Origin of the sequence: Paenibacillus sp. FSL P2-0173 (genome assembly GCF_038008045.1) — a bacterium.
In the GTDB taxonomy this organism is placed as follows: domain Bacteria; phylum Bacillota; class Bacilli; order Paenibacillales; family Paenibacillaceae; genus Paenibacillus; species Paenibacillus polymyxa_B.
The window spans coordinates 42,317-56,726 of record NZ_JBBOYK010000007.1 but is presented as its reverse complement, the minus strand read 5'-3'; the positions used below and the strand labels follow the sequence as shown (position 1 = coordinate 56,726).

Genomic DNA, 14,410 nt, shown 5'->3' with positions numbered 1-14,410 from the left:
TCGTATACGCTTTAGTCTGTTTGATAAAGCATCCTTCCCCTGCAGTTATTTAATCGAACCTTGCATAACACCCTGAATAATATACTTCTGGGCGAACAGATAGATGATAATGATCGGAAATATCGTCAGTACCAAACTTGCCATCAATGGACCATAATCCACTGTATAGGTTCCATAAAAGTTGTACGTGGACAATGGAAGTGTCCTTTGCTCCGGATCGACCAGAATGAGGGAAGGCAGCAGAAAATCATTCCAGATCCACAGCACATTGAGAATGGAAATGGTGGCCGTCGTGGGCATTAGTACCGGAAACACGATCCGGAAGAATGTCTGAAACCGCGTGCATCCGTCAATTAGCGCCGCTTCCTCCAGTTCCTTTGGAATACTCTTTACAAAACCATGATAAATGAAGACGGCCAGCGAGCTGCCAAAACCGATATACATGTAAATCAGCGACCACTTACTGTTCAGCAGATCAAGAGACCCGTAGATTTTCACCAATGGAATCATGATAGCCTGGAATGGAATGATCATGGATGCAACCATCAACATAAATGTATATTGGTTGAACTTGGTGTTGTTTCTGACAAAATAATGAGCCGTCATCGCCGCGAACAGTGAGATAAACAGAACACTTAACACCGTTATGACCAATGAGTTGGTGAAGGCAGCGATGTAATTCATTTTATCGAATGCATTCATATAATTGACCATACTGAAGCTCTCTGGAAGCGATAACGGATTTGAGGTGATGGCCATGTTTTCCTTGAACGAATTGATCAGCAGAAAGACGAACGGTACGATGAACAATATGAGTATGACTGTCAACACAATGAATTTGATCACGGAGGAAGCAACTCTTTTTCTTGTCATTACGCCTCCACCTCCAACTTCTTGCTAAAATAAACCTGAAGCAGAGTGATGAGAGCAACCATCAGGAACAACACGAATGCTTCTGCCTGCCCCACACCATAATCACGGGAAAGGAATGCCTTTTCATACACATGCATCGACACCATTTGAGTACTGCTGAACGGCCCACCTTTCGTGAGCGCAAGGTTCACGTCATAGACCATAAAACCGCGCTGCAGGGACAAAAATATACATACGATGAAAGAAGGAACCATCAAGGGCAGCACCATTTTCCGCAGTCTGGTCCAGCTGTTCGCCCCATCAATGCTTGCGGCCTCCATAATATCATTCGGCACACCCGTCAATCCCGCGATGTAAATGACCATCATGTAACCCGCGTTCTGCCACACGGTTACAATCACGAGTGCCCAGAACGCTTTGTCGGGATCAGCCAGCCAAGTCGTGCTGAGCGACTGTATGCTGGCATGTTGTCCCAAATAGACAAGCACGTTGTTGAATATAAACTGCCATATAAAACCGAGTACAATGCCGCCGACAAGGTTGGGCAGGAAAAATCCCGCCCGGAAAATACTCTGTCCTTTTAACCCTTTTGTCAGCACATAAGCCAGCATAAAAGCGATCACATTGATAAGAACAACGGTATAAAACACATACTTAAGCGTCAAGCCGAACGATTTCCAAAACTCAATATCTCTAAAAACAGCCAGATAGTTTTGGATGCCAACCAGCGATAGTGTGGTGGAAATACCATCCCAGTTTGTGAACGTCAGATAGATGCCGTACAAAAATGGAATGATCATTACTGTTATGAAGGCAAACAAGGTTGGTCCGGTAAACAGCAGCCGCGTCCGCAGCCGATTCCATACTCCTTTTTCCGCAATCATGATGATCCCTCTCTTTGTCCCTGATTTCTCTCTCTATTCCGGGTAATTTGAAAACAACCTTATTTTGCGGTCTTCCAGTAGTTTTCGATTTCTTTAACCAGTGTTGCGCGATCACCCTGTTTCGCCAGATACTTTTGCATGGAAGATCCTGTCTTGGACCAGTGGTCGGCAGGCAGCATGCTCATCGACTGCTCTGACTTGCCTTTTGCGATATAATCCTGGATGGACTTGCCAAGCGGATCGGCCGCAGGCAGTGTAATATTTTTGAACGCCGGGATAATGTTTGCTTGGTTCACGAGGAAATCCTGGCCTTTCGCTTCATAGACGATCCAGTTCAGGAACTTCTTCGCCGCCTCTTGCTGTTCTGGAGTAGCCTTCTCCTTGTCAATAACAATGCGCTTGGATACAGCAGACGAAATCTCCTGATTGCCGTAGTCATCGGCATTGTTGCTGATTGGTACAGGCAGAAAACCATATTCTTTGTTAGCGGTATCAAAACTGTTGATTTGCGGCCATGCCCAGTTGCCCATGAACCAAATGCCAACTTCACCTTTGCCGAGCAGTTCCGGTCCGCGTTCATAAGTTCCTGCTAGCGGAGAAGCCTGATCGATATTGTATTTCATCATGACGTCGAATGTATCCATAAGTCCGTTAAATACAGGATTATTAGCCAAGTCCGCCTGGCCCGCTTTTAGTGACGCCATGAATTTGTCCACTTCAGCCATGTCTTTGTTCTGGCCTGCATAAGCAAGAGGCAAATAATGAGCGCCCAGGGACCAGTCCATTGATGAAATCACCAGTGCTTTCTTTCCGGATGTCTCGATTTGCTGAAACAGTTTTTCAAGGTCATTTCGGGTTTTAATTGTGGTGGGATCAAAGCTTCCGCCTACCGCTTTATCTACAACGGCTTTGTTGTAAATGAATCCGTAGCCTTCAACAGCCAGTGGAAACGCGTAATTTTTACCATCAAATGTCGTAGCAGTGGTAGCGTTTTCAACAGTGTCCGCATTCCACTTTTCCCCACTTAGATCGAGGATACGGTCCTTGAATTTCTCAACATCACCTGTATCTAGCATGATCATGGTCGGCGGGTTTCCTGATGCATACAATGCGGAGGCACGCTCAAAAGGAGAACCACCAGTCGGAACCGGCTGGATTTCAACAGTAATGCCCGGATTGTCTTTCTGGAACGCCTTCGCGGCTTCCTCCAGCTGTGGAAGGATTTCGCCTTTAGAGTTCAAAAGCGTAATTTTCACATTTTTTGAATCCCCTGATCCCCCTCCAGAAGCCGAATTACCTTCTCCTCCGGAGCCACTGCATGCAGACACCACCATAACCAAAAGAAGCAGCATTACCATCCATTGAACTCTTTTGAATTTCCTCATTGTTGTCATCCCCTTATTTATATAATGGCTCTGAACACTTAAATAAAACGCTTACAAACGGATTATATGTCAAAGGTTTAACTTGTGTCAATCGTTTGACATGTTGAATTTTTAACATGTACTAAAAAAAATCTGTTCCCCTTGTTAGAGGAACAGATTTTCATTCAGGTCGTTGCACGCTCAATTAGTTCAACAGGCAGCAGATTGACAGGTTGTACCTGCTCCCCTTCCGCCTGCCTGCGGATCAGCTCGACCGCCAGTCTGCCGATGTCTGCAATCGGCTGTCTTACCGATGTAAGTTCCGGCGTCAGCCAGGAAGCAACGCTTACATCATCGAAGCCTACAATGCGCACATTCTCTGGCACATGCCTTCCAGCGCGAATATATTCTTTCAGCGCAAAAGCGGCAATAATATCACTTGTTGCGAACACTCCATCCACATCGGGATGTTCATGAACGAGTTTTGAAATGATTCGCTCGTACTCCTTCTGGTCGAACACATTCAAGTCTGTTTGAACGATCACATGCTCGACACCATTCCTGCCCACGACATCCCGGAATGCTTTGGTCCGCTCATTGGATAGCATGTTCAGCTCCAGATTTCCGCAGATATGCGCAATTTTCTGACAGCCTTTGCGAATGAGCAGCTCCGTAGCCAGCTCGCCTCCGCGATAATTATCCGAGGATATGTAAGGAATATACGGGTCGATCTGCCTATCAAACGTCACGATCGGTGAATTCAAATGTCGGTACTCTTCTACTTCTAATGTATGGCTACCCATAATGATGCCATCCACCCGGTTCCGCTTCAACATATCGATATATACTTTTTCCTTCACGGGATCCATATGTGAATTGCACAGCAGGACCTTGCAGTCATGCTGATAGGCATAATACTCGACCTGATTGGCAAGCTCACCGAAGAAAGGATGCGAGACATTGGGAATAATAAGGCCAATAATATTGGACTGCTTACGTAGCAGAGATCGTGCTATTTCATTCGGTTGATAATTAAGCTCCTCCATTGCGTCAAACACTTTTTTGCGTGTAGTTTCGCTGATATATCCTCGGTTATTCATTACACGGGATACTGTAGTGACTGACACGCCCGCTTTTAATGCTACATCATGAATTGTCGCCATATTAACCTCTTCCCGCACAAAATAAATACATACAAACTATACTCTCTCCTCATCATTTCAACAACCTTACATAACGGAAGGCCTCAAAATGGCCGTAAATGTTAGGTGACTGAACTTTGCGAATCCAAAATTAAAGGTCACAATTGCTCTAAACCATAATGATAGCAAGGCCCCCTTAAAAAGGTCTTGCTATCTTTTCTTTAACCATCCTTCTTGGATTCAACTTCCCCGCCGGACGTAAGGGCTCTGGTTATCGGGGTGAGTAGCGTAGCGGCCCAGCGGTGCATTTTTAAACCACAACTTGATAAAATTTAGGTTTTTTTAAATTATGTTTCAAGCGTTAAGTTTGCTATAGTCTACGCCTCAATTTCAAGCTACAATGAAGATACCAAATATGGAAGCGTTTTATATTTTTTCGGTAAGCCGGTCAATACTTGAAATAATGTATCATTGTCAGCCGCTTCTTTCATGTTTGGTCAATCTTTTATGGAGGTGTAAAATGAAGAAGAAATCTTGGTTTACTTTACTGGCAACTGGAATTGTCTCTCTGTTTTTTTCAGTAAGCGTTTATGCGGGGAATGTTTTTTGGGAACCACTTAATGGTTTCAATTCTGGTGCATGGCAAAAAGCGGATGGATATTCCAATGGGAACATGTTTAATTGCACTTGGCGTGCCAATAATGTCAATTTTACGAACGATGGCAAAATGAAGCTTGGCTTAACAAGTTCTGCGTACAATAAATTTGACTGCGGAGAGTATCGATCGACGAACACTTACAGATACGGCTTATACGAGGTCAGCATGAAGCCGGCTAAAAATACAGGGATCGTATCTTCCTTTTTTACGTATACGGGACCTACTGATGGCACGCAATGGGATGAAATAGATATTGAATTTTTAGGCAAAGACACGACAAAAGTGCAATTCAACTATTATACAAACGGGGGCGGTGGTCACGAGAAGATTGTAGACCTGGGCTTCGATGCATCAAAAGGCTTTCACACCTATGCATTCGATTGGCAGCCAGGATACATTAAGTGGTATGTTGACGGGGTTCTAAAGCATACGGCAACTACAAACATACCAAGCACGCCAGGCAAGATTATGATGAATTTATGGAATGGCACTGGCGTTGACGACTGGCTAGGTTCGTATAATGGAGCAAATCCGCTATACGCTGAATATGATTGGGTAAAATACACGAGCAATTAGCCCGTAGTACAAAAGCAGCCCTGTAGTGGCTGTTTTTTTGATGATGCATTCGGCCATGAATAAAATCGCTGGAAATCTATTCAAAGCTGGCGATCACCGATGCGCAGCTGAATATAATCAGGTATTTAATAAATCCCCTGTTTAACCCATATGTTTGCGGATGGTTAGCATTTTCCTGCTTCAATTACTTTAAAGATACCAATACAGGAAAGGGGTCATGTAACTCCAATCGGTTTATAACTCAGGAACCAACTTTAATGAAGGGAAGTCAGACAACAAGTATTACGTTTGAAGGAATCATCCCCGGTTCAGCTTCAAGTTCAAGCTTATATTGCTGTCCATTCCACCTTAGGATACTCACGCTCGCGTTTTCTATTTTCTTTCCTGACCATATACTGCTTATTGACATCTGCTTAGCGACTCGCTTTGATACATTAACATGTGCCTTTCAAGGCTTTTTGGACGTTGGCTTCAATTATGAACAGGCTAGCTTAGGTTTGAAATATGTTCCTAGCAATTCATTGACCAGTAAAAGTATGGATGATATAATCATAAAAGGAAAAAATCATTGGTATAGAGCCATGCGTGAATGGGCTTTTCTCATAATTTCTTTTGTAAGCGCGTACAATGATTATTTTCCATATATACCACGGAGGAGGCGATCAAAGAATCCATTTTATCAAAATAAATGTCTTCTTTTTTTTTTATTTTTAATGCAACCGGTTGCATTATCTATTCCACTAAATATTATCAGGAGGTTGTTAACTTGCTAGGAAAAAAAACTGGGAGTTTTATTTCTTGGTTGATTATTTTGTCGCTTTGCTTCAACTTCTTCGGTTTACCCGGCGTAGCTTCGGCCAGTAGCACCGATTATACAGCCACCTACACGAATTCCACAGCGACTACCCTTCCCTCTACAACCGCTTCGATCACGTCTACCGTTACCGCAACGTATGCACCTACCACAATACCTAAATCAACTCAAACTGGGTTAACGGTTCACTTTAAGAAACCTTCAAGCTGGAATTCAGCGATTCGAATCCATTACTGGAATCTGAATCCGACAACCGTTCCGATAAGCGGAGCGTGGCCGGGAATCCTGATGAAGTCGGATGGAAACGACTGGTACAGCTACACCATTGCCGAGGCCACAGGCTCAAGTCTCATCTTTAATGACGGTAGCGGCAAACAGACGGCCGACTTGTCCCGCAGTGTGAAAGAGGGCTGGTATTACACAGATAACACATGGTATGATACCAGCCCGGAAATGCCTAAAATTCCGGCGATTTCCGCCTCTCCTGTACCCAAAACATATGATTCGTCCCAATCGGTGACGCTTTCCAGCACCAACAGTGACGATAAGATTTACTATACGATAGACGGCTCGACACCTACGACATCCTCTACCTTGTATACCTCTCCAATCCAAGTTGCTTCCTCTTTGACCATTAAGGCCTTCGGTGTCAACTCAATCGGTCAAACTGGAAATGCATCCTCTTTCGCTTATATGATTGACTTGAATTCAGATCTGCAAGCTCCGACAATCACAGCGAATTTGCCTACCAGACATTCCGATTCCTCGGTGACTGTATCCTTCAACCTAAATGATAACAAGGCGGCAACAACCAAGGCATACTACACGGACGATGGTACGGAACCAACCATAAACTCGAAAGTATATATCCTCGGCAACGCTATGGCCGGATTGACCGGACCGTCCATCCTTATTTCCAAGACCACGACATTAAAATTTCTCGTTATAGACGGCGCTGGCAATCAAACCAAACAAAGCTTTGTTTATAATATTGGAAATAAAGGTGATTTTCGGGAAGATACTATTTACTTCGTGATTACTTCCCGGTTCTATGACGGTGATCCGAGCAACAACATGCACGCATGGGATGATGCCAAGGCGCGTAATCCGGATTCGGACCCGGCTTGGAGAGGGGACTTTAAGGGGCTGATTCAAAAGCTCGATTATATCAAAGCCCTCGGATTCAGCGCCGTCTGGATTACACCTGTTGTGCAGAATGCCAGCGGTTATGATTATCATGGTTACCATGCAATAAATTTCGCCAAAGTAGACCCAAGATATGAATCAGCGGGAGCTTCTTACCAGGATTTGATCAATGCGGCCCATGCCAAAGGGCTGAAGGTTATTCAAGACATCGTTGTCAATCATACCGGTAATTTCGGTGAAGAGAATCTGTACCCCATGTTCAAGAAAGATCCGGCTAAACCGGATACGGCTAACAACTTGGTGAAAACTACGGATAAGCTGCCGTCAAACTATGATACTATGACACCCGATCAGCAGTATCAGGCAAGGCTCGCTTTAATGAAGAACGCGGAAACGAACAATAACATTTACCATACAGAGAAAAGTCTCTCCTGGGAATCCTATACTGTTCAAACTGGTCAGATAGCGGGAGATTGCGTGGATTTGAACACGGAAAACCCTGCAGTTAACAAATATTTAATTGATACCTACAATCACTATATAGACATGGGTGTTGACGCTTTCCGTGTCGATACGGTGAAGCATGTGAGCCGGTATATTTTCAATAAATACTATATTCCTGCCTGGAAGACAAGAGGCGGCTCGGATTTCTATATTTTTGGAGAAGTAGCCACCCGTTACAGAGATGTCTGGAACAGTGGAATTCCGGCGATCTCGACGCCATTCTATACTTGGAAAAGCTCGAAATCGTATCCGGGCGATGGAAAGAATGATTACGCCTCCAATAAAGTGTCGGTTGAACAAGAGTGGGCGGACAACTCTACTACAGCAGGACAGCCAACCTCGAACAATGCTCTCTTAAACGGAAATACCTATCATACGCCTGACTATTCAATGAAATCGGGCATGGATGTGATTGATTTTCCGATGCATTGGGCATTCAAGACCGCGCAGGAAGCATTCAATATGAGAAGTGGCGATCAATACTATAATGATGCTACCTGGAATGTAACCTATATCGACTCGCATGACTATGCGCCCGACCAGGCTCCGGAAAATCAAAGATTTGCGGGCACACAGGACACTTGGGCCGAGAATCTCGATCTGATGTTCACCTTCCGCGGAATACCCGCTATCTTCTATGGTTCCGAAATCGAATTCCAAAAGGGGGCTGTCATTGATCCGGGTCCAAACGCACCGCTAAGCAAAACGGGACGGGCTTATTACGGCGATCACATGGAAGGCAGTGTTACAGTACAAGATTACGGCAAATACACAAATGCTACCGGCACACTTGCGGAATCGCTCAACCATCCTCTGGCAAAACATATCAGACAGCTTAATTTAATCAGAAGAGCTGTTCCCGCCTTGCAAAAAGGACAGTATTCCACAGAGAATGTAACGGGCAATCTGGCGTTTAAGAGAAGATATACCGACAGCGCCAAAGGCATTGACAGCTTTGCATTGGTCACGATTTCAGGAAACGCCACATTTACCGGAATTCCGAACGGAACTTATGTGGATGCGGTGACTGGTAATTCCAAAACCGTTACTGATGGAAAGATTACCCTGACATGCTCCGGCAAAGGAAACGCAAGGGTATATGTATTGAATGGCAGCGGTGGAATTGGAGAAACGGGAACCTATCTGAAGTAAGCGGCAGTATGTCTTAGTTAACTGAAGCAACCTCAGTTCGGTATTGCACCGTGCTAAGGTTGCTTCCAATTAAAAAGTATATCCAAGAGAGAGAGTCAGGATATTGCTCTGGACTAAATTTTTAACGGATGGGGAGTGAACCAAGATGCACCAACGACAGCTTCTATGTGCGTACATTCCTCCGTATATTTAATGACCAACAACCATCAAGTATTAACGGGTTCTGACCGGTCATCCGGATATGTTCTACCGCATACAACGGGTACAAGCGTTAGACCAAAAGTACCTAAAGCATATGATAATTGAGGATGTCCTTCATGAATGTATAATGCTATTGCCATAAAAATGATAGGCAAAACTGTAATACAATCATTATAGTTGTTTCCTCCATTTGCATTGTATTTCACACACGTTTCTTTAACAATTCTTTCAGCTGTGTGTTCGGGTCAGCAAAAGACTGAATAATCTCCTTTATACCTTCTAGAACGTTTTTTGAAGTTGTTAGATACAAATCTATTACTTCCGCAGGCCAGCTGTTAAAGTTGGCCGTGATTTTTATAACTTCTGTTCTTAAAGAAAAAGCACTTAAATTATTAGGGTCTAATCCCGCATTATTAAGCAAATGGGTCAATCCATGCACAAGTTCTACTCTTGAGCGATCGAGATTTTCAAAAGGATTGGAAATATCTAATATATCCCTTAGCTTAGGGATAGCCCAGGTGATTTGTATAAATTTAACCCACGAATTTTTCCTTCTAAGCAACGATTTTGATTTGAATTACGGATATGAGATTATAGGGGGTGTAAAAAACGCCGGTGACCTTAAGGAGGTGACCGGCGTTTTCATATTAGCGTTTCGGCATTTTGCTCTCATCCATGTACAGCAGGTTCCAGCGGTGACCGTCCAGGTCGGCAAATCCTGCGCCGTACATCCAGCCGTCAATTTCACTCGGTTTGCCAAAGATGTTTCCTCCGGCAAACTCTACTTTTTGAATAAAGGCATCTACTTCTTCTCTGCTTTCAGCGCCAATGGAAAATATTACTTCTGCGGTATGGGAAGTATCTGCGATTTTTGAACCTGTAAATTTCTCAAACGCCGTATCCGGGAACAGCAGAATCGTTGTTTGGCCTATGGCAAGCTTGGCTCTCTCGTTACCAACGCTAGCCGCATGTAATCCAATCTCATTGAAAAAGGCAGTTGACCTCTCAACATCTTTGACCGGCAGATTAATCCATATCTCCTGTGACATGGCTGTAGCCTCCTGGAATATATTTTCAACTACTCCTACTATACTCTACTTCTGGCAGCAGAAGCGAATCTTATAAAAGAAACCGCAAGGTATCGATCTAGCCAAGAATGGATTTCGCATCAAAGTAATGACTCTCTTACAACAATTCTGCACTAGCTTCCAGTCAGTTGGGTATATTGAATGCGCATGCCGATAATGGATACCCAAAGGTGTCACTGAAGCAAAATCATATATTTTCAAAGAATCTGATTTTAGGGGCATCATCGTTCTTCCCTTTAGCTTATAACTATATTTATTGGTAATAAGATTTTTTATATTCACAAAACAATAAAATATCCGAGTATCAATAAACCAAATACGATTCAGTCAAGAATATATTCAACTCTTCATGCGTAGCTAGAGCTTTCACACTGAATTCCGTCTTCTAACCGAGATGGGGGGCGCTGAAGCTTAATCACGGAGCTTGCAACTGGAGCACTTGCGTAGGAAGCCCTGTTCAACTTTAACGGTGGAGAGTCTTAGCGAAAGAATCTCCATTTCAAGTTATTACTTAGTTATACAAATTCTTTAGATTTTCTTTAGAAATATACTCATTAATTCCTTAGTTTTTTTTATTATGCTTTCTGCATTGAAAGAAAGAGAGAGAAGTAAAAAATGGTTAGATATAACCTAAAAATTTATTAATTCCTAGGGCTATCTATTCTTATTTCGCCCTCTCTCTGAGTTCTTTTAGAATACAATCCCATATGAAACTACATCTAGTATCCTCGTATCTGGCCCACGGTAAGGATGAAGCGTACGTAGCCACAATAATTGAACATAAACCCGCTTGCATACTCCCATCAACAATGCCGATCGTACGGAGTTGTTCATAGAGATTGCGCTAGGTGTAACCATCACACAGTACCCCGCAGGCAGCTTATTCACAGCCACTGCTAACTGAACCAAGTAGTTTGCTTGCTAGGCGGATATGGAGGCTATACTTAACCTGCTAGTTTATTTTGCTGACGCTATTTGTCCTAGCAACGCGGTTTGAATGAAAATGCTAACGGTTTACTGCTGGGTTCCTCCCCAAGAGTACTGATGGCTTGGGTCACGGATGAAGATCTCCTTCATTTACTGGATCTAATTAACCACCGACCCCGAAAATGTCTGGATTGGAGGACCGCTCACGAATCTTTCACAGAAGTCCTGCCGCATTTGGTTTGACAATCCGTCTTGTATTAAAAATATCGATATTATTTTGTCCGAGGGTGGAGTCGACGACACAATGAGAGAATTGCTTCGAAAGCTTAAAATTTTACAGCTATTTTTGGCTTTGTACCGTGCTAAAATTATTAGGATACTGATTCCTGTAGCTATTTTAGTCATTATCTATGTGTATGGAAGACACGAGATTCAGAATATTAACTTAGCTAAAATTATTTATGAATTACGCATGATGCCCGTTCATGTCGTTATTCAATTGATCATTGCTTCTTTTATAGCGGTATCTGTAATGAGTACTTATGATTATTTAATACGAAAACAATTTAAGCTTGATATCAATTGGAAAACGACTTATCGATATGCATGGATAGCCAATACATTTAATAATATGATTGGGTTCGCTGGTCTTACCGGTCTAGGACTACGTACATTACTGTATAAGAGAAGTGGCGTTCCTATGAAAACAATGGGAGCTGCTGCACTCTTTTTATCGCCTATCGTATTAGTCGGTCTATCTTTACTTGGCTGTCTTGTACTGGTCGGTGTTTTTCCTGTAGAACCTGTTTTTGAACAACTTCCTTGGCTTCGTATCGGTGTATGGGGAGTTTCATTGTACTTACCGTTCTTCCTATTAATGCAACGATCTTCCCTGTTCGCCAAATGGTTTCATAAGGGCGATGGCAAGTTACCTTGGAAAGTAGTCATCGCTTCTCTAGGTTCCTCTGTTCTAGAGTGGGCTTGTGCAGGGGCATTATTTTGGTTATTCACTTTTTATGATCTGAATCAATTACCGTTTGCCCCGGTATTCGGTGTGTATATTGTAGCAGCAATTGCAGGGATTATTAGTATGGCGCCAGGTGGTATTGGAGCATTTGATCTGATCGTGTTGCTTGGACTTCAGACATTAGGTGTTGATCCATCACGTGCACTAACGATTTTGTTATTGTTCCGCATTTTTTACTTTGTAGTTCCTTGGTTGATCGGTCTTGTGCTAGCTACGTTTGAGATGAGTCCGAACAGTAAACAAATGCGTGAAATGATTACAACTAGTCTGGACGCTTCACGTAACACATGGGTCAAATTCTGGGGCTGGCCTTCTCATTTCGGTCTACTTAGTGATCTAGGAGCATGGGCGCTTGGAAAGTTAGTATTCACCAGTGGTATCATATTACTACTTTCTGCGGCTACCCCAGGCCTAATTGCTCGCCTACGTTTTATGGAACATGTGTTATCTTTACCTATTATGCGTTTTTCAGAACAGTTATCTGTGACTATCGGTATTATGCTTATTGTCGTATCACGTGGTATTTCAATGCGTACTCGTCGCGCTTACATATGGACGGGAGCATTGTTGTTAGCAGGTGCTATCTTCACATTTGCCAAAGGGTTCGATTACGAGGAAGCTATTATTTTACTTATTGTTGCATTGGTGCTATGGATATCTCGGGCTCGATTTAACAGTGAAAGTGCTAGTATTTCTTTACGTAGTATCTGGATTTGGGCGTTCCTTGCTTTTATCTCATCGTTATCGTATTACGTTATTGGTACACATATTCATCCAGCTATTTTGCGACATCTACCAATGCGTGCTCAACAATGGTTTTTGAACCCGCATGAATATGCAGTGACGGCCCTTGTTGGATTAATCGGTGCTTTAATTTTAATGGCATCTATATTCACATTACGCCCGCATCGCTACACAGGAATACGTCCAGATGAGGCGGGTATAGAGAAATTAACTCAATTTATTGCCAAAGAAGACGGTAATCTTTTGACTCATCTTCTCTATCTAGGAGACAAAAATTTTTATTGGGCGCAAAATGATCAAATTTTAATTCCCTATTCTCGAATGCGTCACAAATTAATTGTACTTGGCGACCCAGTTGGTAATAAAAATCTTGTCTCTGCTGCGATTCAAGAATTTCAGAGGTATGCGGATCAGTATGCATTAACCGTTGTTTTTTATCAAGCAACACCTGAATATCTATCGATCTATCATGAGAATGGTTACAAATTCTTCAAACTAGGCGAAGAAGCTTTGGTTCCTCTAACTACATTCACATTAAGTGGGAAAAGTAAGCAGAACTTGCGAACTGCTAAAAATAAATCAGATCGTGAAGGTCAAATATTTGAAGTGCTTGCCCCACCCTATCATTCAGAATTACTGTCTGAATTACGTCAGATTTCGGATGAGTGGCTAGGCGATCGTAAAGAAAAAGCTTATTCTTTAGGTTGGTTCAACGAAGCGTATATTCAACGCTCTCCCTTAACATTGCTTCGTAATGCTGAGGGTCACATTTTGGCTTTTGCAACATTAGCTCCAGCTTATGACCAAAATAAAGTGATCTCAATTGATCTGATGCGCCATTTGAATGATACACCGAATGGAACGATGGATGTGTTATTTGTACGTATAATTGAATGGGCAAAAGAACAAGGTTATTCTTATTTCAATTTGGGTATGTCTCCGCTCTCCAGTGTGGGTGAAAATCAGAATGCGCATCGTGAAGAAAAATTAGCTCGGCTGGTGTTCCGATATGGTGGGCACTGGTATGGATTTGAGGGATTGCGCCGTTACAAGGAAAAATTCTCACCTGAATGGCAAGCAAGATATTTAGCTTATCCGGCAGGTATGACACTTCCAATGCTTACGCTGGATCTTGTCCGACTAGTATCTCGTCGTCCAGAACAAGTAGAGCTTCTTTAACCTTCAGAATAAATTCTTTGGATAGGCTACAGTTACGTGGACTGAAAAAATGAGGGCAATAGAATGAAAGCAATTATTTTTCACGGTTAGATATTCAGAATTCCTTCACATCCTAAGGTGGTCACTTGACC

The 14,410-nt window shown here is 42.9% G+C and carries 9 protein-coding genes; 3 read left to right on the top strand and 6 right to left on the bottom strand.

What is annotated here, in order from left to right:
* Window positions 1-45: 45 nt before the first annotated feature.
* The 4 genes from MKX30_RS25330 to MKX30_RS25315 form a co-directional block, all read right to left on the bottom strand.
* Window positions 46-873, bottom strand: a complete 828-nt coding sequence (locus tag MKX30_RS25330) for a carbohydrate ABC transporter permease (protein ID WP_069080153.1) — start codon at window positions 871-873, stop codon at window positions 46-48.
* Window positions 873-1,757 carry a carbohydrate ABC transporter permease gene (locus MKX30_RS25325; protein ID WP_028541756.1) on the bottom strand — a complete coding sequence of 295 codons (885 nt, stop codon included), beginning with the start codon at window positions 1,755-1,757 and terminating at the stop codon, window positions 873-875. Before MKX30_RS25325 ends, MKX30_RS25330 begins: the two co-directional genes overlap by 1 nt.
* Before the next feature lie 59 nt (window positions 1,758-1,816).
* A complete protein-coding gene (locus tag MKX30_RS25320) occupies window positions 1,817-3,142 on the bottom strand; it encodes an ABC transporter substrate-binding protein (protein ID WP_023990434.1) in 1,326 nt (441 codons plus the stop codon).
* A gap of 164 nt (window positions 3,143-3,306) precedes the next feature.
* Complete coding sequence (locus MKX30_RS25315; RefSeq protein WP_023990435.1) at window positions 3,307-4,284, bottom strand: LacI family DNA-binding transcriptional regulator; 978 nt, start codon at window positions 4,282-4,284, stop codon at window positions 3,307-3,309.
* 499 nt (window positions 4,285-4,783) lie between these two features.
* Between MKX30_RS25315 and bglS the strand changes: the two genes are divergently transcribed.
* Window positions 4,784-5,497 carry a beta-glucanase gene (gene bglS / locus MKX30_RS25310; RefSeq protein WP_341063820.1) on the top strand — a complete coding sequence of 238 codons (714 nt, stop codon included), beginning with the start codon at window positions 4,784-4,786 and terminating at the stop codon, window positions 5,495-5,497.
* A 766-nt stretch (window positions 5,498-6,263) separates the two neighbouring features.
* Complete coding sequence (locus tag MKX30_RS25305; protein WP_160789218.1) at window positions 6,264-9,113, top strand: alpha-amylase family glycosyl hydrolase; 2,850 nt, start codon at window positions 6,264-6,266, stop codon at window positions 9,111-9,113.
* Window positions 9,114-9,516: 403 nt separating this feature from the next.
* On the opposite strand, the gene MKX30_RS25300 is transcribed toward MKX30_RS25305, so the two are convergent.
* Window positions 9,517-9,753 (bottom strand): hypothetical protein, encoded by a 237-nt coding sequence (locus MKX30_RS25300; RefSeq protein WP_023990439.1) that lies wholly within the window; start codon window positions 9,751-9,753, stop codon window positions 9,517-9,519.
* A gap of 208 nt (window positions 9,754-9,961) precedes the next feature.
* The gene (locus tag MKX30_RS25295) at window positions 9,962-10,363 is read right to left on the bottom strand and encodes a VOC family protein (RefSeq protein WP_023990440.1); all 402 of its coding nucleotides are present in this window, start codon (window positions 10,361-10,363) and stop codon (window positions 9,962-9,964) included.
* Between the two features lie 1,270 nt (window positions 10,364-11,633).
* Between MKX30_RS25295 and mprF the strand changes: the two genes are divergently transcribed.
* Window positions 11,634-14,279, top strand: coding sequence for a bifunctional lysylphosphatidylglycerol flippase/synthetase MprF (mprF, locus tag MKX30_RS25290; protein ID WP_341063818.1), 2,646 nt, complete (start codon window positions 11,634-11,636; stop codon window positions 14,277-14,279).
* Window positions 14,280-14,410: the final 131 nt, after the last annotated feature.